Origin of the sequence: Paludibacillus litoralis, assembly GCF_037646705.1 — a bacterium.
GTDB lineage: Bacteria > Pseudomonadota > Alphaproteobacteria > Rhodobacterales > Rhodobacteraceae > Pikeienuella > Pikeienuella litoralis.
This window is the reverse complement of the sequence record NZ_JBBHER010000001.1, coordinates 33,864-52,529: the sequence shown is the minus strand read 5'-3', so window position 1 is coordinate 52,529 and position 18,666 is coordinate 33,864. Positions and strand designations below refer to the sequence as shown.

At 70.7% G+C, this 18,666-nt stretch carries 19 protein-coding genes; 14 read left to right on the top strand and 5 right to left on the bottom strand.

Features of this window, described 5'->3' with window-relative positions; translation table 11 throughout:
- The first annotated feature begins 12 nt into the window (after positions 1-12).
- The 10 genes from WG921_RS00245 to WG921_RS00200 all read left to right on the top strand — a co-directional run bounded on the left by WG921_RS00245 (position 13) and on the right by WG921_RS00200 (position 7,589).
- Positions 13-783 carry a pyridoxine 5'-phosphate synthase gene (locus WG921_RS00245; protein WP_340107156.1) on the top strand — a complete coding sequence of 257 codons (771 nt, stop codon included), beginning with the start codon at positions 13-15 and terminating at the stop codon, positions 781-783.
- Positions 780-1,412 carry a LysE family transporter gene (locus WG921_RS00240; protein WP_340107155.1) on the top strand — a complete coding sequence of 211 codons (633 nt, stop codon included), beginning with the start codon at positions 780-782 and terminating at the stop codon, positions 1,410-1,412. Before WG921_RS00245 ends, WG921_RS00240 begins: the two co-directional genes overlap by 4 nt.
- Positions 1,409-1,816: a holo-ACP synthase gene (gene acpS / locus WG921_RS00235; RefSeq protein WP_340107154.1), complete on the top strand. Its 408-nt coding sequence runs from the start codon at positions 1,409-1,411 to the stop codon at positions 1,814-1,816. Before WG921_RS00240 ends, acpS begins: the two co-directional genes overlap by 4 nt.
- Positions 1,817-1,886: 70 nt before the next feature.
- Entirely contained in the window at positions 1,887-2,657 is a 771-nt protein-coding gene (lepB, locus tag WG921_RS00230) for a signal peptidase I (RefSeq protein WP_340107153.1), read from the top strand.
- Between the two features lie 6 nt (positions 2,658-2,663).
- The gene (gene rnc, locus WG921_RS00225; protein WP_340107152.1) at positions 2,664-3,350 is read left to right on the top strand and encodes a ribonuclease III; all 687 of its coding nucleotides are present in this window, start codon (positions 2,664-2,666) and stop codon (positions 3,348-3,350) included.
- On the top strand, positions 3,343-4,290 hold the full coding sequence (gene era / locus WG921_RS00220; protein ID WP_340107151.1) for a GTPase Era: 948 nt from the start codon (positions 3,343-3,345) through the stop codon (positions 4,288-4,290). The genes rnc and era overlap by 8 nt, the downstream gene beginning before the upstream one ends.
- Positions 4,287-4,619 (top strand): DUF1491 family protein, encoded by a 333-nt coding sequence (locus WG921_RS00215; protein ID WP_340107150.1) that lies wholly within the window; start codon positions 4,287-4,289, stop codon positions 4,617-4,619. The genes era and WG921_RS00215 overlap by 4 nt, the downstream gene beginning before the upstream one ends.
- Before the next feature lie 42 nt (positions 4,620-4,661).
- Complete coding sequence (locus WG921_RS00210; protein ID WP_340107149.1) at positions 4,662-5,087, top strand: PaaI family thioesterase; 426 nt, start codon at positions 4,662-4,664, stop codon at positions 5,085-5,087.
- Positions 5,088-5,090: 3 nt separating this feature from the next.
- Complete coding sequence (recO, locus tag WG921_RS00205) at positions 5,091-5,825, top strand: DNA repair protein RecO (RefSeq protein WP_340107148.1); 735 nt, start codon at positions 5,091-5,093, stop codon at positions 5,823-5,825.
- Between the two features lie 93 nt (positions 5,826-5,918).
- Entirely contained in the window at positions 5,919-7,589 is a 1,671-nt protein-coding gene (locus WG921_RS00200; RefSeq protein ID WP_340107147.1) for a hypothetical protein, read from the top strand.
- A gap of 22 nt (positions 7,590-7,611) precedes the next feature.
- Here WG921_RS00200 and WG921_RS00195 read toward each other — a convergent pair whose 3' ends face one another.
- Both WG921_RS00195 and WG921_RS00190 read right to left on the bottom strand, forming a co-directional pair.
- On the bottom strand, positions 7,612-9,030 hold the full coding sequence (locus tag WG921_RS00195; RefSeq protein WP_340107146.1) for an FAD-binding oxidoreductase: 1,419 nt from the start codon (positions 9,028-9,030) through the stop codon (positions 7,612-7,614).
- A complete protein-coding gene (locus tag WG921_RS00190) occupies positions 9,027-10,001 on the bottom strand; it encodes an L-threonylcarbamoyladenylate synthase (RefSeq protein WP_340107145.1) in 975 nt (324 codons plus the stop codon). Before WG921_RS00190 ends, WG921_RS00195 begins: the two co-directional genes overlap by 4 nt.
- Positions 10,002-10,188: 187 nt before the next feature.
- Here WG921_RS00190 and WG921_RS00185 point away from each other — a divergent pair, with 187 nt between their 5' ends.
- From WG921_RS00185 to WG921_RS00175, 3 genes are read left to right on the top strand one after another with little or no spacing between them, the layout of a single operon-like run.
- The gene (locus tag WG921_RS00185) at positions 10,189-11,916 is read left to right on the top strand and encodes an acyl-CoA dehydrogenase (RefSeq protein WP_340107144.1); all 1,728 of its coding nucleotides are present in this window, start codon (positions 10,189-10,191) and stop codon (positions 11,914-11,916) included.
- Between the two features lie 3 nt (positions 11,917-11,919).
- Complete coding sequence (locus WG921_RS00180; RefSeq protein ID WP_340107143.1) at positions 11,920-13,005, top strand: MBL fold metallo-hydrolase; 1,086 nt, start codon at positions 11,920-11,922, stop codon at positions 13,003-13,005.
- 12 nt (positions 13,006-13,017) lie between these two features.
- Complete coding sequence (locus WG921_RS00175; RefSeq protein WP_340107142.1) at positions 13,018-13,908, top strand: SDR family oxidoreductase; 891 nt, start codon at positions 13,018-13,020, stop codon at positions 13,906-13,908.
- A gap of 8 nt (positions 13,909-13,916) precedes the next feature.
- Here WG921_RS00175 and WG921_RS00170 read toward each other — a convergent pair whose 3' ends face one another.
- Together WG921_RS00170 and WG921_RS00165 are read right to left on the bottom strand one after the other, a co-directional pair.
- Positions 13,917-15,017, bottom strand: a complete 1,101-nt coding sequence (locus tag WG921_RS00170) for an NAD(P)/FAD-dependent oxidoreductase (protein WP_340107141.1) — start codon at positions 15,015-15,017, stop codon at positions 13,917-13,919.
- Positions 15,018-15,032: 15 nt separating this feature from the next.
- A complete protein-coding gene (locus WG921_RS00165; RefSeq protein WP_340107140.1) occupies positions 15,033-16,487 on the bottom strand; it encodes an aminotransferase-like domain-containing protein in 1,455 nt (484 codons plus the stop codon).
- Positions 16,488-16,600: 113 nt separating this feature from the next.
- Between WG921_RS00165 and aptA the strand changes: the two genes are divergently transcribed.
- Positions 16,601-17,941: an omega-aminotransferase AptA gene (aptA, locus tag WG921_RS00160; RefSeq protein ID WP_340107139.1), complete on the top strand. Its 1,341-nt coding sequence runs from the start codon at positions 16,601-16,603 to the stop codon at positions 17,939-17,941.
- A 310-nt stretch (positions 17,942-18,251) separates the two neighbouring features.
- Here aptA and WG921_RS00155 read toward each other — a convergent pair whose 3' ends face one another.
- Entirely contained in the window at positions 18,252-18,656 is a 405-nt protein-coding gene (locus WG921_RS00155; RefSeq protein WP_340107138.1) for a MaoC family dehydratase, read from the bottom strand.
- Positions 18,657-18,666: the final 10 nt, after the last annotated feature.

Here is an 18,666-nt window from a genome sequence, read left to right as displayed (position 1 = left end):
AGGAGCGAGTCAATGCGCGAATCCCCTTCCGGCCGGTTGCGGCTCGGCGTGAATATCGACCATGTCGCGACCATCAGGAACGCGCGGGGCGGCGCGACGCCGGACCCGACCCGCGCCGCCATGATCGCGGAGGCCGCCGGCGCCGACGGGATCACCGCACATCTTCGTGAGGATCGCCGCCACATCATGGACGCCGACATCGAGAGGATCCTCGCGGCGATCTCGGTCCCGCTCAATCTGGAGATGGCCGCGACCGACGAGATGCAGGCCATAGCGCTCCGCCACAAGCCCCACGCCGCCTGCATCGTGCCGGAGAAGCGCGAGGAGCGCACCACGGAAGGCGGGCTCGACGTCGTGCGGGACGAGGCGCATCTCGCGGAGTTCATCGCGCCGCTCCGCGAGGCGGGCTCGCGCGTCTCGCTCTTCGTCGCGGCGGACCCGCGCCAGATCGAGGCGGCGGCGCGAATCGGCGCCCCCGTGATCGAGCTTCACACCGGCGCCTATTGCGACGCAGACGCCGAAGGGCGGCTCGACATGCGCGACGCCGAACTGGCGAAACTGACCGAGATGGCCGCCTTCGCGAAGGGGCTCGGCCTTGAGGTTCACGCCGGCCACGGCCTCACCTACGACACGACGCCGCCCATCGCCGCGCTTCCGGCGGTGGTGGAGCTGAATATCGGCCATTTCCTGATCGGCGAGGCGATTTTCTCCGGCCTCGACAGCGCGATCCGCAAGATGCGCGACGTCATGGAGCGCGCGCGACGCGAAGCGGCCGCGCCATGAGCGAGTTCGCTTTCCTGTTCGCGCCCGCCCTCGCCTTTTTCGCGCTCGCCGCCGCGCCCGGACCGGCGACATTGGCCGTCGCGAAGACGGCGATGGCCTCGGGCGGGCGGGCGGCGGCGGCGCTCTCGGCCGGCCTCGGCCTCAGCCTCGCCGGGTGGGGCGCGCTGGCGGCGGCCGGGTTCGGCCCGCTTCTCGCCGCGTTCGCGCCGGCGCTTCTCGCGCTGAAGATCGGCGGAGCGCTCTTTCTTCTCTGGCTCGCCTGGGGCGCCGCGCGGAGCGCGCTCAAGGCGGAGGAAGCCGCGCCGGGCGCGGCGGCCATCCGCTCCGGCGGGCGGCTGCTCCTGCGCGGCGCGACGCTCAACGGCGTCAACCCCAAGGCGCTGCTCGCCTGGGGCGCGGTGATCGCGCTCGGGGTCCGGCCAGGCGCCGGCGCTGCGGACGTCTGGGCGATCTGGGCGCTCTGCTCGGCGCTCGGCCTCTTCGTCTATCTCGGCTATTCCGCGCTCTTCGCCCACCCGGCGGCGCGGCGGATCTACGCCAGAGCGCGGCGCTGGGTCGAGGGCGCGGCGGCGGCGCTCTTCGGCTTCGCGGGGCTCCGCCTCCTCGCCTGGCGGGCGGAGGCGCCATGATCATCGGCATCGGATCCGACCTGGCCGACATACGGCGGATCGAGAGCACGCTGGAGCGGTTCGGGGACCGGTTCGTCAAACGCGTCTTCACCACGGTCGAGCAGGCGAAATCGGAGAAACGCCGCGCCCGCGCCGCCAGCTACGCCAAACGCTGGGCGGCGAAGGAGGCGTGCTCCAAGGCGCTCGGCACCGGGCTCCGCATGGGGGTCGCATGGGTGGAGATGGGCGTCGTCAACCTGCCGTCCGGCCAGCCGACCATGGCGCTGACCGGCGGCGCCGCGGCCCGGCTCGCGGAGCTGCTTCCGCCGATGCACAGGGCGGCGATCCACGTCACCATCACCGACGATCCCCCCTATGCGCAGGCGTTCGTGGTGATCGAAGCGCTGCAGATTCAGCCCGATTGAGCGCGGACCCGCGATATTGACACGCCTCCGCCGCCCCGCCACAAGCAACGCCTCACAGCCGGAGCGGCAGATGGCCAGATCGAAACACGGAAAACGAAAAGACGGAATCGGAGAGACGATCCGCACCATATTCTGGGCGATTCTGATCGCGCTGGTTTTCCGCACCTTCCTGTTTCAGCCGTTCTGGATCCCGTCGGGATCGATGAAATCGACGCTTCTGATCGGCGACTACCTCTTCATTTCGAAATACGCCTACGGCTATTCGAAGTACTCCTTCCCATGGTCACTTGGCCCGTTCGACGGCCGCATTTTCGGCGGCGAGCCGGAGCGCGGCGACGTGATCGTCTTCAAGCATCCGCGCTCGGGAGAGGACTTCATCAAGCGGCTGGTCGGCCTTCCCGGCGACACGGTGCAGATGCAGGGCGGCGTCCTGCACATCAACGGCGAGCCGGTCGGCATGCGCCAGGACGGATTCTTCGTCGAGGATATCGACCCGATGCGCACCCGCTGCATCGACAAGCCGATGATCGACGGCGAGATCAAATGCGTGAAGGAAATCTGGGTCGAGACTCTGCCGAACGGCCGCGAGCATGTCATCCTGAACGCGGACGGGAACCTCTCGCAGGGCACCGACAACACCCGCGTCTTCACCGTGCCCGAAGGCGAGTATTTCTTCATGGGCGACAATCGGGACAATTCGAACGACAGCCGCCTCGGCGTCGGCTTCGTGCCGTACGAAAATCTTGTCGGGAGAGCGGAGTTGATCGCGCTGTCCTCCGACGGGCCGTTCTACGAGATCTGGAACTGGCGCTGGGGCCGGTTCCTGACCATCATCAGGTGACGGCGCATGGCCGTCGACGCTGATACGGCCGAATCGCGCCTCGGCCATCGGTTCTCGAACCTTGCGGTGCTGGATGAGGCGCTGACCCATTCCTCCGCGGCCAGCCCCGCCCGCCCGCACAACCAGCGGCTGGAGTTTCTCGGCGACCGGGTGCTCGGGCTCGTGATCGCGGACGCGCTGGCCGCGCGCTACCCGAACGCGGCGGAGGGCGAACTGGCGCCCCGGTTCAACGAGCTGGTGCGGAAAGAGACCTGCGCGGCCATCGCCCGCGAGATCGGCGTCGACGGCTGGTTGCGGCTCGGCAAGTCCGAGAACCGCGGCGGCGTGCGCCGGAAGACCGCGATCCTCGGCGACGCGATGGAGGCGGTGATCGCGGCGGTTTATCTTGATGGCGGGCTGCCGGCGGCGCAAAAGATGATTCTCCGCCATTGGAAGGCGCGGATCGAGACGCAGGGAGACGAAGCCCCCCGCGACCCGAAGACCTGGTTGCAGGAATGGGCCCAGAGCCGCGCGATGCGCCCGCCGCGCTACGAGGTGAAGGGGCGGGACGGCCCGGATCACGCGCCGCTCTTCACGGTGGAGGCGACGTTGGAGAACGGCGCCGCCGCCAGCGCGCAGGGGACCTCGAAACGCGGCGCGGAACAGGAGGCGGCTTCAAGGCTCCTCCATCTGATCGGAGAGATCGATGACTGAGGCAGAGCCATCCACCCGCGCCGGATTCGTCGCGCTGATCGGTGAGCCGAACGCGGGAAAATCGACGCTGCTGAACCGGATGGTCGGCGCGAAGATCGCGATCGTCACCCACAAGGTCCAGACCACGCGCTCCCGGATCCGGGGCGTCGCGATGGCGGATGCGCCCGATTCCGCCGGCGGCGGGCGCGCGCAGATCGTCTTCATCGACACGCCCGGCCTCTTCCGGCCGCGGCGGCGGCTCGACCGGGCGATGGTCGCGGCGGCCTGGGCGGGCGCCGAGGACGCCGATGTCGTCTGTCTGCTGGTCGAGGCGCACCGGGGGCTGACCGAAGGCGTCGAGGCGATCATCGACATTCTCTCGAACCGGCCCGAGGCGCGCGTCGCGCTGGTCATCAACAAGATCGACCGGGTGAAGCCGCCGGTGCTTCTGCAACTGACGGAGGCGCTGAACGCGAAGCGCCCGTTCCAGGCCACGTTCATGATCTCCGCCTCGCGCGGCCACGGCGTCGAGGCGCTGCGAAGCTGGCTGGCGGGGGAGATGCCGGAAGGGCCGTTCCTCTATCCCGAGGATGAGATCTCCGATCTGCCGCAACGCATGATCGCGGCCGAGATCACCCGCGAGAAGCTGACGCTCCGCCTGCATCAGGAACTGCCCTACCAGTTGACGGTCGAGACCGAGAGCTGGACCGAACTGAAGGACGGCTCCGCCCGGATCGTTCAGGTGATCTATGTGATCCGCGACGGCCACAAGGGCATCGTCCTCGGCAAGCGCGGCGAGACGATCAAGGCCATCGGCGCCGAAGCGCGCAAAGACATCGAGGAGCTGCTCGGGCGGCGCGCGCATCTGTTCCTCGAAGTGAAGGCGCGGCCCGGCTGGCTCGACGAGAAGGAGCGGTTCGACGCGATCGGACTCGATTTTTCATCCGGGAACGACGAGTGAGGCCACGCCTCACCGCAGAATTCTGGGTCGCAGCCTATCTTGCGCGGCTGGAGCAGGCGGCGATCCCGGCCTACCTCACCGCGAAGGGCGACAAGACCGCCGGCGCCGTCGCGGTGAAGGTGGCGACGATGGATGGCCGCGCCTCCGTCTTCACCCGGGCCTACGGCGCGGACGGGGAGCGGGTCTGGGCGCCCCTCGCCGAAGCGGCGCCCGAGACCGAGGCGGACGAAGCCCTCGCCCGCCAGCGCCGGTTCGACCCCGATCTCTGGATCGTCGAGATCGAGGACCCGAAAGGGCGCACGCTGCTCGATGAAGAGGGGCTCGACTGACGCGGCGGCGCGCGTAGACTTGACCGCAAGGAGGCCGACGACATGCGCGAGACGCCGAAAACCCTGGCCGAGTGGAACGCCCGCATCCCGGGTTTCTTTCCCGGAGAGCTCGGCCTTCGGCTCACCCGGGTCGAAGCGGATGAGGTGACGGCGGAGCTCGAGATCCGCCCCGCGCTCCTCGCCGGGAACGGCTATCTTCACGCCGGCGTCGTCGTCACTCTCGCCGACAGCTGCTGCGGCTACGGCGCGCTGAAGACCCTGCCCGAAGGAGCGACGGGGTTCACCACCATCAATCTCTCCTCGAATTTCCTCTCGACCGCGCGCGAGGGGATCGTCGCCTGCTCGGCGACGCCGGTCCATCTCGGCGGCGCGACGCAGGTCTGGGACGCGGTTGTCTCCTCGGCCGGAACCGGGCGGGCGATGGCGCATTTCCGCTGCACGCAGATGATCCTCCGGCCGAAAGGCTGACGGATGGAATGGCGGGACGAAGGCGTCCTCCTGACCGTTCGGCGCCACGGGGAGGACGCGGCGATCCTCGACGTGATGACCCGCGACCACGGCCGGCACGCCGGGATCGTCAGGGGCGGCGCCTCCCGGCGCATGGCCCCGCTTCTGCAGCCCGGCGCCCAGCTCAGTCTTGAGTGGCGCGCTCGGCTCGACGCGCATCTCGGCGCCTATCGGGTGGAGCTGGCGCGCTCGCGCGCGGCGGGGCTGATGGCCTCGGGCGACGCGCTGGCGGCTCTGGCGGCGATCGCGGCGCTTCTTTGCGCCTATCTCGCCGAGCGCGAGCCCCACCCCGCGCTCTACGCCGCCACCACCGGCCTCTTGGATCGGATCTGCAGCGACGCGGACTGGCCCGCCGGCTATGTCGGCTGGGAGGTCATGCTGCTGGCCGAGATCGGCTATCCGCTGGATCTCTCCGTCTGCGCCGCGACCGGAGCGACGGAGGATCTGGTCTGGGTCTCCCCACGCACCGGGCGCGCGATCAGCGCCGCGGCCGGCGCGCCCTACGCGCCGAAGCTTCTCGCGCTTCCGGCCTTCTTCACCGGCGGCGCGGCCGACGCCGCCGGGCTGGCCGAGGGGCTGGCGCTGACCGGGCACTTCCTCCGCCGATGGGTCGCCCCCGCATTCGGCGCCTCCGCGCCGCCGGCCGCCCGGGATCGGCTCGTCGAGCGGCTTCTCCGCCGGCGGGATCGCAGCGATTAGAGACGAATACCGCAGGAAATCCGGTGGCTCAAAAGCGGACGAAGGCCGAAACTGGGGCATGTGTCCCGTTCGTCTATCACCGTGAGTATGGTTATGCGTGCCTCCTTGAATTCCGACACCGAGCCCGGACATGCCGCGGCGCCGCCCTCCGCCTCTCTCGCGCCGCCCTCGGCGGTGATCGAGCATGCGCTGCGCCTGTTCCCCCTCGACGACGAGGCCGCGCGGAGCGCGGCGCGGCGCCTCAAGACCACGGAATATCACAACGTCCGCATCCGACTCGCCGCGCTCGGCCAGGAGCGCGCCTCGCTCCGCCCGCTCATGCTCGCGGCGCAAGCGGCGGTGGACCGGGCCGCCTTCGTCGAATGCGACGGATTGCTGACGAAGGCGGAGGCGATCGCCCATGGCGGAGCGGCGCGGATCCAGACCCGCAAGGAGCGCGCGGATGTCGCGCTTCTCGCCTGCGAGCCGGAGCGCGCGGAGCGGCATTACGAGACGGCGGCCGGTTTTCTCGACCCCTACACCCCGGAAGCCGCGGCGGAATTGCGGAACGCGTCGGCCGGCGCGCTGCATCGGCATGGCCGGATCTTCGGCGTCGAAGGCGAAGAGGCGGCGGCGCGGCTCTTCCGCCGAAATCTCAATTACTGGCGGCGCGAGAGACATCCCGAAAAATGGGCGATGACCCAGAACAATCTCGGCAACACGCTGCATGACCTCGCGCTGAGAAAGGGCGGAGACGCGGCTCCGGCGCTTCTGCGAGAGGCGATCGCCGCCTATCGATCGGCGCTGAAGGTCTACAGCCGCGCGAAACAGCCCCGCCGCTGGGGCGCGGCGCAGGGCAATCTGGCGACCGCGCTCGGCAATCTCTCGCGCCGGAAGCGCGGCGCGGCGGCGGCGGCGCTGTTCGCCGAAGCGGCGGAGGCGTATCGCGCCGCGCTCTCGGTCCGCTCGCGCGGCGCGCGGCCCGGCGACTGGGCGCAGGCGCAGGCGGAACTCAGCCTCGCGCTCGGCGCGGCGGCCAGCGGCAAGGCGCGGCGGGCGCGGACGCGAATCCTGGACGAGGCCGCCGCGGCGGGCGAGGCCGCGCTCAGCGTCTACAGCCGCGATGCGACGCCGGAGCATTGGGCCGCGGCGCGAAACAATCTCGGCAACGCGTTCCGGGCGCAGGCGGCCGCGGGCGGCGGCGGCGCGCTTCTGGTCAAGGCGGTCCTGGCGTATCGCGAGGCGCTGAGCGCGCTTGGCGGCGAAGGCGCGGCGGAAGATCCGCGCCGCGCCGCGATTCGCACCAACCTCTCCCGCGCGTTGACCGATCTCGCGGCGCTCGCGGATCGGTCGACCGCGGCCCGCTTCGCGCATGAAGCCGCCGCCATGGCGCGGGCGGCGCTGGCGGCGCGCCCGCTGGAGGCCGGCGTCGACGGCTGGGCGGCGAGCATCTCCGCGCTGATCGGCGCGCGCCTGGCGGAGGCGGCCGCGACCGATGGGGCCGGCGCCGCCGAAGCGGCGGCCGACGCGGTGAAGCTCTGCCGCCAGGCGACGGCGCCGGGGCTCGCCGTGCTCGGTCCGACCCGTCTGGCCGCGTTCCAGGTCACGCTCGGCCAGGCGCTGGAGGCGGCGGCGGAGCCCGGCGCCGCCGGCGCGCAGAGCCGCGCGGAGGCGCGCGCCGCCTACGCCGCCGCGCTCTCCCGGCTCGACCCCAGAGCCTCGCCCGCGCTCGTCGCCGTGGCGACCGAGGGGCGCCGGCGCGCGGCGCGGAGCCAGGCGGCCTGAGACGGGCGCCCGGCCGCCCCCGTCAGGCCGCCAGCACGGCGCCCGGATTCATGATTCCGTTCGGGTCCAGCGCCGACTTGATCGCGCGCATCGCCATGAGAAGGCCCGGATCGCCATATTCGACCAGATCCCCGACCTTGGTCCGCCCGACGCCATGCTCGGCGCCGACCGAACCTTCGGTCGCATGCGTCAGGTCGTGAACGATGTGCTTCACGGCCGCGCTCTGGTTGGCGTAATCCGCCTTTACGCGTCCTTGCGGCGGGTAGACGTTGAAGTGCAGGTTGCCGTCGCCGACATGGCCGAAACAGTTCACCCGGAGCTCCGGGTCGAATTCGGCGATCGCCGCCGTCGCGCGGGTGATGAAATCCGGCAACCGCGCGACCGGCACCGAAATATCGTGGCTGGAGACCGCGCCGACCGCGCGGTTCGCCACCGGGATCGTCTCCCGGATGGTCCAGAAATCGGCGGCCTGCGCGCCCGATTGCGCCACCGCGGCGTCTTCCACCAGGCCCGCCTCGAGCGCCGCCATGAGCGCCGTCTCCAGCGCCGCGCCGACGCCGGGCCGGCCGCCGCACTCGATCAGCACCGACCATTTCGGCATCGGATTCAGCGGCGCCGGCCGGCCCATTCCCGCCTCGGTGAGAAAGTCGAACCCCACCACATCCACCAGCTCGAACGCGGAGATCACGTCGCCGACGCGCGGGCGCAGGAAATGCAGGAGATCGACCGCCGCCTTCGCGTCCGGAACCGCGAGCCACGCCGTCGCGGTCTCGACCGGGCGCGGAGAAAGCTTCAGCGCCGCCGCCGTGATGACGCCGAGCGTGCCTTCCGCGCCGATCAGGAGATGCCGGAGATCATAGCCCATATTGTCCTTCCGGAGCCGCTTCAGCCCGTTGAAGACGGTCCCGTCCGGCAGCACCGCCTCGACCCCGAGGCAGAGATCGCGCGCGTTGCCGTAGCGAAGCGTGTTCACGCCGCCCGCATTGGTCGAGAGGTTGCCGCCGATCCGGCATGAACCTTCCGACGCCAGCGAGAGCGGAAAGAGCCGATCCACCTCCGCCGCCGCCGTCTGGATGTCTTTCAGGATCGCGCCCGCCTCCGCGATCAGCGCGTTGTCGGCGACATCGATCACGCGGATCCGGTCCATCCTCTGAAGAGAAAGCATGATCGGCGGGGGATCGGCCACCATCACATGCCCGCAGACCAGCCCGGTGCCGCCGGAGACCGGAACGATCGGAACCTGCGCCGCGGCGCAGCGGCGGACCAGCTCGGCGACCTCGGCGGTGGCGGCCGGCCGCGCGACAAAGGCGCCGCGCCCGGTGACGCGGTCCCGGTCCTCGGCGAAAATCTCCGGCGCGTCCCCCGGCGCGCGCCAGCCCTTCGGGCCGAGCAGCTCACGCAGGCCGGCGAGAAGATCTTCGGTTGCGGGTCTGAGCGTCATGGCGCGTCTCCTTCCGGCCGCGGCGCGGCGGCGCGGCGCAATCTGTCGTTGATCGCCCGGCCGAGCCCGTGCCCGGGGATTGGCGAGACGGCGATGGCCGCGGCGGATTGGTCCAGCTCGCGCAGCATCGCAAAGAGGTTGGCCGCCGCCTCCCCCAGATCGCCCGATGGCGAAAGATCGAGCGCGGCCCCAGCCGCGCCGCCGAAGCCGAGCAAAGCCTCGCCCGGGCGCGGCGCCGCCGCATCGAGCCGGACCGGCGCCCTTGGCGCGTAATGGCTGGCCAACTGTCCCGGAGAGGCGATCTCCGGCCCGGGCCGGCCGAGCGGGCGGCCGAGCGCCGCCTCGATCTCCTCCGCCGCCAGCCCCCCGGGGCGGAGCAGAACCGGCGCATCGTCATCGAAGCCGACGATCGTGCTCTCGACGCCGACCGGACACGCCCCGCCGTCAAGAACCCCGGCGATCCGCCCGTCGAGCCCGGCGAGCACATGCGCCGCGGTGGTCGGGCTGATCCGCCCCGAAGGATTGGCCGAAGGCCCGGCGAGCGGCCCGCCGAAAGCGTCGAGAAGCGCCCGCGCCAGGGGATGCGCCGGCGCCCGGAGCGCGACGGTGGGCAGCCCCGCGCGCGCCAGCGCCGAGATGCGCGCGCCCGGCCGCGCGCGCGCCACCAGCGTCAGCGGGCCGGGCCAGAACCGCTCCGCCAGCAGCCGCGCGCCGGAGCCGAGATCGGCCAGAGCCAGCGCCGCTTCGACCCCGTTCACATGCAGGATCAGCGGATTGTATCCCGGCCGCCCCTTGGCCGCGTAGATCGCCGCGACCGCCTCGTCGGACCCGCCGTCTCCGCCGAGGCCGTAGACGGTCTCGGTCGGAAAGGCGACGAGCGCGCCCCGCCGCAACGCCGCCGCGGCGACGGAGATATCTTGAGCCCGCCAGATCTGGGTGCGAGCGGCGAACGCGGACTCTGGGCTGGTCATCATTATTTTCCGATAGCACCGCCAGCGGCCGATGGCGAGGCCGCGAAACCGGAGCGGCGCCCCGCCCCGCGGACAAGCCGCTTGCCCGGCCCGGATAATGACTTTAACGTCAACGTAACCTTGACGAAACAGCCGCGCCGTCGCACATCCGGCGCTTCACGCCCGCCCCAAACAGCCTGAGGCCGCCATGACCTATCGCGCCCCCCTCGCGGAGATTGAATTCATCCTTTCCCATGTCATCGACGCGGACCGTCTCGCCGAGACCGAGCTTTTCAGCGAGGCGACGCCGGACACCCGCGCCGCGATCCTCGAAGAGGCCGGACGCATGGCGGAGAACGCGCTCGCGCCGCTCCTGCGCGCGGGCGATCTTCATCCCGCGCGGCTGGAGAACGGCGTGGTCCGTACCTCCCCCGGCTTCGCCGAAGGCTTTCGCGCCCTCGCGGAGGGCGGCTGGATCGGCATCTCGGCCGACCCGGAGCACGGCGGCATGGGCCTGCCCTTCACGCTCGGCACGGCGGTGAACGAGATGACTGCGGCGGCCAATCTCGCGCTTTCGCTCTGCCCGCTTCTCACGCAGGGGCAGATCGAGGCGCTGGAGCATCACGCGTCGGACGCGTTGAAGGCGCTCTATCTGCCGAAGCTGATCGACGGGACCTGGACCGGCACGATGAACCTCACCGAGCCGCAGGCGGGCACCGATGTCGGCGCGCTCCGCACGAAAGCGGAGCCGAACGACGACGGGACGTTCGCCATCACCGGCCAGAAGATCTTCATCACCTGGGGCGACAATGATTTCGCCGAGAACGTGAGCCATCTCGTGCTCGCCCGTCTGCCGGACGCGCCGGCGGGAACCAAGGGCCTCTCGCTCTTTCTGGTCCCGAAGCTGATTCCGGACGCGGACGGAAAACCGGGCGTCGCCAACGCGCTGAAGGTGGTCAGCCTCGAGCACAAGCTCGGCATTCACGGCTCGCCGACCGCGGTGATGGCCTATGAGGGCGCGACCGGCTGGATGGTGGGCGAGCCGGGCGACGGCATGGCGGCCATGTTCACGATGATGAACAACGCCCGCCTCGGCGTCGCCGCCGAAGGGCTCGGAATCGCCGAGGCCGCGACGCAAATGGCGCTCGCCTACGCCGCCGAGCGCAAGCAGGGCAGGACGCCGGTTGAGGGGACCGGCGCCATCATCGACCACGCCGACATCCGCCGGATGCTGATGCGGATGAAGGCGCTGACCGGCGCCGCGCGCGCCATCTGCCTCGACACCGCGCTCAGCACCGACATGGCCCGCGCCGCCGATGAGGGCGCGCGCGGAGCATGGCGCGCGCGCGCCGCCTTCCTCACCCCGATCGCCAAGGCGTTCTCCACCGATATCGGCAACGAGGTCGCGCATCTCAACATCCAGGTCCATGGCGGCATGGGCTTCATCGAGGAGACCGGCGCCGCGCAGCTCGCCCGCGACGCGCGCATCACCCCGATCTATGAGGGCACCAACGGCGTGCAGGCGATGGATCTCGTCGGGCGCAAGCTTTCCGACGGCGGCGAGGCGGCGCGCGCCCTGCTCGCGGAGATCGAGACATTCGCGAAACAGGCCATCGCTGACGCGAAGGACGACGCGGCGAAGGATCTCGCCACACGGGTTCTGACCGCGCATGACGAGGTTCGCGCCGCCACCGAGTGGATGCTGAACGCGCCCGACATCAACGACAGATTCGCCGGCGCCACGCCCTATCTCCGGGCCTGGGCGCTGCTTCTCGGCGGGCATTACGCGCTGAAAGGCGCCGGCGCGCCCGGCCGCCTGCCGTTGGCGGCGTTCCAGATCCGCCAGGTCATGGCGGCGATCCCCGGCCTTCTCGCCGCGGCGACCGCAGGCGCGGAGCCGCTCTACGCGCTGTCCGCCGACGCGCTGGCGAACTGAAGGATGAACCACAACGCCATCGCCCCGCCGCCTCTCGACGAAAGCCGCCGCCTCCCCGCCGGGCTCGCCTACCCGCATGGCGAGGCGTTCCCCGGCCCCGGAGAGGCGATCGAGGTCGCCGAGCGCATCCTCTGGCTCCGGCTGCCGCTGCCGATGACGCTGGATCATGTGAACGTCTACGCGCTCGACGACGGCGACGGCTGGACCATCATCGACACCGGGTTCCAGACCGGAAAGATAAAGGCGGCCTGGGCCGACCTGATGAACGGCCCGCTGGCGGCGAAGCCGGTCCGCCGGGTGATCGCCACGCATCACCACCCGGACCATATCGGCCTCGCCGGCTGGTTCCAGACCGAGCACGGCGCCAGCCTCCTGACCACCCGCACCGCATGGCTCTACGCGCGGATGCTGACCTTCGATCATGAAGACCGGACCAGCGAGGCGAGCCTGCTCCACATGAAACGCGCCGGCGCGGACGCGGCGCGCCTCGCCTGGGCGCGGGCGCGCGAGCCGCTCAACTTCTCGCGCATCGTCGCGCCGCTCCCGCTCGGCTACAAGCGGCTGAGGGACGGCGACCGGATCGAGATGGGCGGGCGGGCGTGGCGCGTCTTCACCGGGGACGGCCACGCGCCCGAACAGGCGACGTTCTGGTCCGTGGACGGCGACATCGTGATCAGCGCCGACCAGATCCTGCCACGAATTTCGCCCAATATCGGCGTTCACGCCGCGGAGCCGGCGGCGGACCCGCTGGGCGAATGGCTCGCCTCATGCAAGAAATTCCTGCCCCTCGCCAAGGAGCGGCATCTGGCGCTGCCCGGACACAACCGGCCGTTCACCGGCTTGCCGAAACGGCTCGGGCAACTGATCGAGAACCATCACGGCGCGATCCGCCGGCTGCGCAAGCGCCTCGTCGAGCCCGCCACCGCGATCGAGTGTTTCGACGCGATCTTCAAACGGCCGATCAAGGATGGCGAGTTCGGGCTGGCGATGGTCGAGGCGATCGCCCATCTCAACCATATGGCGGCGACGGGCGAAGCCGAGCGTCGGCTCGCCCCCGACGGCGCCTATCGTTTCCAACTGAAGAGCTGAGAGGAGAACGTCATGGGCGCGCTGGCGGGACGCACACTGTTCATGTCCGGCGGCAGCCGTGGCATCGGCGAGGCCATCGCGGTCGCGGCGGCGCGCGAGGGCGCCAATATCGCCATCGCGGCGAAGACCGACGCGCCGCACCCGAAGCTCCCCGGAACGATCCACACCGCGGCGGCCGCGATCGAGGCGGCCGGCGGAAAGGCGCTCCCGCTCATCTGCGACATCCGCGACGAGGCCCAGGTCGCGGACGCCGTGACCCGCGCGGCCGCCCATTTCGGCGGGATCGACATCTGCGTGAACAACGCCTCGGCGATCCAGCTGACCGGGACCGCGGCGACCGAAGTGAAACGCTACGACCTGATGACCGGCGTCAACAGCCGTGGGACCTTCGTCGTGACCCGGGCCTGCCTGCCGCATCTCCTGAACTCGGATCACGCCCATATCCTGACCCTGGCGCCGCCGCTCGATTTCAACCCGGTCTGGCTTCGCTCGCATCCGGCCTACACGCTCGCGAAATACGGCATGACGATGCTGACCCTCTCCTGGGCGGCCGAGTTCGACGGGCGGATCTCGGCCAATTGCCTCTGGCCGCGCACCCCCATCGACACCGCGGCGGTGAGAAACCTGCTCGGCGGCGCGGCGCTGGCGGCGCAGTCGCGCACGCCGGAGATCATGGGCGAGGCCGCGGCGGCGATCCTCGCCAAGGGGCGCGCCTTCACCGGCTGGTGCTGCCTCGACGATCTGGTGCTGGCGGCGGAGGGCGTCAGCGATTTCGAGCGCTTCGCGGTGACGCCCGGCGGGCCGCTCCAGAGCGATTTCTTCCTCCCCGCCGACACCCCCGCGCCGGGCGAGGCGAACGGCGCCGTCGGCTGGCGGGCGCCCACCCTCCCCGCTCTCGGCTAGGCTCCCGCTCAGGCGCGCGGCGCGCCGAGCAGCGCGGCGGCGTGATCGGCGAGCGCGAGGCAGGACGTCAGGCCCGGGCTCTCGATCCCGTAAAGCGCGAGATACCCCGGGACGCCGTGATCGTCCGGCCCATCGATGCGGAAATCCGCGCCGCCCCCCGCCTCCGGCCCGGCGAGTTTCGGGCGCACGCCGGCGTAATCCGGCGCCAGCGCGCCCTCGGGCAGATCCGGCCAGTATCGGCGGATCGCGGCGTAGAACCCCGCGGCCCGCGCCGGATCGACCTCGTAATTCAGCCGGTCGACCCACTCCACGTCCGGGCCGAACCGCGCCTGGCCGCCCAGATCCAGCGAGAGGTGCACGCCGAGCCCGCCGACGATCGGCGCGGGATAGACCAGCCGCGTGAAAGGCGCCCGGCCGCTGAGCCGGAAGTAGCTCCCCTTCGCCATCCACATCCGCGGCGCCGCCGTGAGCGCGCCCGAGAGCCGCGCCGCGCCGTGACCGGCGGCGTTCACCACCTCCCGCGCGAGCAGACGGACCGGCGCCTCGCCCGCCACCTCGATCTCGAACCGCTCGCCCCGCCGCTCGATCCCCGCGACCGGCGCGCGGAGCGCCAGCATCGCCCCCGCCTCCTCCGCCTCGCCGAGGAGGGAGAGCATCAGCCCGTGGCTGTCGACGATCCCGGTCGACGGCGACCAGAGCGCGGCGGCGGCCTGAAGCGCCGGCTCCATGCGCCGCGCCTCGGCTCCGGTGAGGCGCTGGAGATCATCGACCCCGTTCGCCCGCGCCCGCATCGCGATTCCGTCCAGCGTGGCCGCCTCCGCCTCGTCCGCCGCGACGATCAGCTTGCCGCAGGCCCGGATATCGACGCCGCGCTCCGCGCAATAGGCGTAGAGCCGCCGGCGTCCCTCGACGCAGAGCCGCGCCTTCAGGCCGCCCGCCGCGTAGTAGATCCCCGCGTGAACCACTTCCGAATTCCGGGCCGAAGTATGCGAGCCGAACGCCGACTCGGCCTCCAGGATCAGAACCTCCCGGCCGCTTCGCGCCAGCGCCCGAGCCAGCGCGAGGCCGACCACTCCGGCCCCGATCACAACGGTCTGAACCTCATCCATCGCCCCGCTCCATCGTCATGTCATCCCGAGTCCCGCCGCGGCGCGCGCGAGACGGACGACCCCCTCCTCGATCCGATCCTCGGAGATCACCGAAAACCCGAGCCGGAAAAACCGCGTCGGCGCAGGGGCGCCGAAAAAGACGTCTCCCGGCTCGATCACCACCCCGACCTTGAGCGCGGCCGCGGCGAGCCGGCGCGAAACGAGCGCCGCCGGCCCCTCGACCCAGAGCCCGCCGCCCCCGTCCGCGCCGGTGAACCGCCACCCCGGCGCATGAACGCGGAGCGCCTCAATCGTGGCCAGACGGCGCGCCTGGAGCGCGCGGCGCATCCGGCCAAGCAGCATGTCATGATGGCGCGCCGCCATGAAAAGCGCGGCGACGCGCTGGTTCATCCCCGGAGGATGGCGGAACATCAGCCGCCGGAGCGCGCGCGCCTCGGCGATGAATTCCGGCGCTCCGACAAGGAACCCCAGCCGCAGCCCCGGCATCATGCTCTTGGAGAGCGACCCCGCGTAGAGCACCCGCCCGCTCCGGTCGAGCGCGCGGAGCGCCGGGCGTTGCGGGCCGACCGCGATCGCCTCCGGCTCGTAATCGTCCTCCAGAATCAGCGCGTCCTCCGCCTCCGCGAAATCGAGCAACGCGCGCCGCCGCTCCAGCGACATCGAGACCAGCGACGGGTGCTGATGGCTCGGCGTGACGAAGATCAGCCGCGCGCCCTTCAGCCGTTCGTCCACCAGGATCCCGTCCCCGTCGACCGGTTGCAGGATCAGCCGACCGGCGCGGGCGCCGATGGTGGCGCGGGCGTCCGGATAGCCGGGATCCTCCATCGCCGCCGCCGCGCCGGGCGGGATCAGGAGGCTGGCGGCGAGGAAGATGGCGTTCTGCGCGCCGAGCGTGATCAGGATCTCCTCCGGCTCCGCCGCGACGCCGCGCCGCGGCAGGATCCGCCGCCGGATCTCGTCGATCAGCATCGGGTCGTCCTCGCCGTACCGATCCGCGGTCCAGTCCTCCAGCCAGCGCCGCCCCATCGCCCGGCGCGACGCGTCGCGCCACTCGGAGATCGGGAAGAGATCCGGGTCGAACTGCCCGTAGATGAACGGGAACGGCGCCTCCCGCCACAGCTCCGGGCGCGGCACGGCTTCGAACGCGGCGCTCGGCCCCGCCATCCGTTCGGCCCAGTCGATCTGGGACCCGCCCAGCAGGGGGGCCGGCGGCGCCTCGACCTCGGAACACGAGATGTAATATCCGCTCCGCTCCCGCGCTTCGAGCAGGCCCTGATCCACCAGCGCCTGAAACGCCAGCGACACCGTGTTCCGCGAGACGCCGAGCGCCGCCGCCAGCCGCCGGGTCGAGGGCGCGACGTCTCCGGGAGAGAACCGCCCGGAGGCGACGGCGCGCTCCAGCGCGTCGCGAATCTGCGCTTGCAGGCTCCTCCTGTCGTCCCGCTCGATCGGAAACATGAACTCGCGCACTGGCTCATCCGCAATAGGGAAATCTGGCGCTACTCTATCCTCTTCGCGCCGGGTTACTCTAGTCCGGATCGGCGAAATCCCGAGTTGCAATCCCTGATGTCACGGAGTCCATGATGCACGACCTTCCAAACGGCTTGCCCGCCCGGCCAAACAGCCTCGAAGAGCACTGGATGCCCTTCACCGCCAACCGGGAGTTCAAGGAGAACCCCCGCCTCGTGGTTCAGTCCGAAGGCGTCTATTGCTGGGACCACAAGGGCGGGAAGCTGATCGACGGCTCCTCGGCCCTCTTCTGCTGCCCGGCCGGCCACGGCCGGGAGGAGATCGCGAAGGCGGTCTACGACCAGATGACGACCAACAGCTACACGCCGCATTTCCAGATGGGCCATCCCGGCTCCTTCGAGCTTGCGAAGCGGGTGACCTCGCTGCTGCCGGACGGCATGAACCACGTCTTCTTCGTGAACTCCGGCTCCGAGTCCGTCGACACCGCGATGAAGATGGTGATGGCGTACCACCGCGCCAACGGCCAGAGCCAGCGGCTCCGCTTCGTCAGCCGCGAGCGCGCGTATCACGGGGTCAACATGGGCGGCGTCAGCCTCGCCGGCATGGTCAAGAACCGCGAGACCTTCCCGGTCGTGCTGCCGAACGTGGTCACCATCCGCCACACCTGGACCGGCAAGGACCTGTTCTGCGCCGGTCAGCCCGAGCATGGCGGCGTCGAACTCGCCAACGATCTGCAGCGCCATTGCGAGACCTATGGCGGCTCCACCATCGCCGCCGTCTTCGTCGAGCCGGTCGCCGGCTCGACCGGCACGCTGGTGCCGCCGAAGGGCTATCTGGAGCGGCTCCGCGAGATCTGCGACGAGCACGGAATCCTCCTCGTCTTCGATGAAGTCATCACCGGATTCGGGCGGCTCGGATCGCCCTTCGCCTCGCAGCATTACGGCGTCACGCCGGATATCTGCACCATGGCGAAGGCGCTCACCAACGGCTGCATCCCGATGGGCGCCGTCGCGGCGCAGGACAAGGTCTACGAGACGATCACCAACGCCAGCCCGATGAGCGCGATCGAGTTCTTCCACGGCTACACCTACTCGGCCCATCCCGCCGCCTGCGCCGCAGGCATCGCGACGATGGAGATCTTCGAGCGCGAGGGTCTGTTCGAGAAGGCGGCGGCGCTCGCCCCTTATTTCAAGGACGCCTTGATGAGCCTTCGCGACCATGAGCTGGTGAAGGATATCCGCGTCGAGGGCCTCCTCTCGGGCGTCGATCTTCAGGATGACGGCGTCCCCGGCCGGCGCGGCGGCAAGTTCCAGAAGGATCTTTTCTGGAATGGCTGCCATGTGAAGTTCACCGGCGACAGCGGCCTCATCGCGCCGATGTTCATCGCGACGCGGTCGCATGTCGACGAAATCATCGACACGTTCCGCAAGACGCTGGACCAGCAACTCGCCTGAAACGCCCAGGGGCCGGAGCGCGCCTCCGGCCCCTGGCGTGGATCGAAGCGGCCGGCGACTCGCCGTCGGCCGCTTCGGTCCATTCCCCGAAGAGCGCGCTCGCCCCTATTTTCCGCGCGCGAGCCTGATCCTCGCCGCCGGCAGGCGTCCTGAGAGCTGACGCTCTCATCCGGTTTCGCGCGGCCCCTCGGGTCTCCACGCCTTTCGCCATCGCCACGAGGCTCCACAGGTCCCGCCGGCCCCAGCCGCGCGGTCGGCTCCGCGCTCTCTCAGGGGCGATAGGGCGCGGCTCGCCATTGTCGCTCGGACCTCATCGGCATTCCGCGCCCCCCGCGCGGGTCTTCGGCGCGAGCGTGGCGCGGCCCTGCAGCACGATCCGGCCTTCGCCCGCCGTCACCCGAACCTCGTAAGCGCCCTCCCGCCCATCGCGGGTCCCGTCCGCGGTCAGGCTTTCCCCGACGAAGGTCGGCGAAACGAAACGAATATCGAGATCGGCCACCCGCAGCGCGCCGCCAGATGCGCGGCCGACCGCTTCGACCAGCAGGTTGAGAGCCATGGTCCCGTGCGCGATCGGCCGGCCGAATGGCGTCCTGGCCGCAAAATCAGGGTCAAGATGGATCGGGTTCCAGTCCTTCGTGAGCGCCGCGTAACCCTCCGCCGCCGCGTGGCTGGTCTGGATCGTCATCGGCGCGATCGATTCCGGAAAATCAGGCATGCCTCACCCC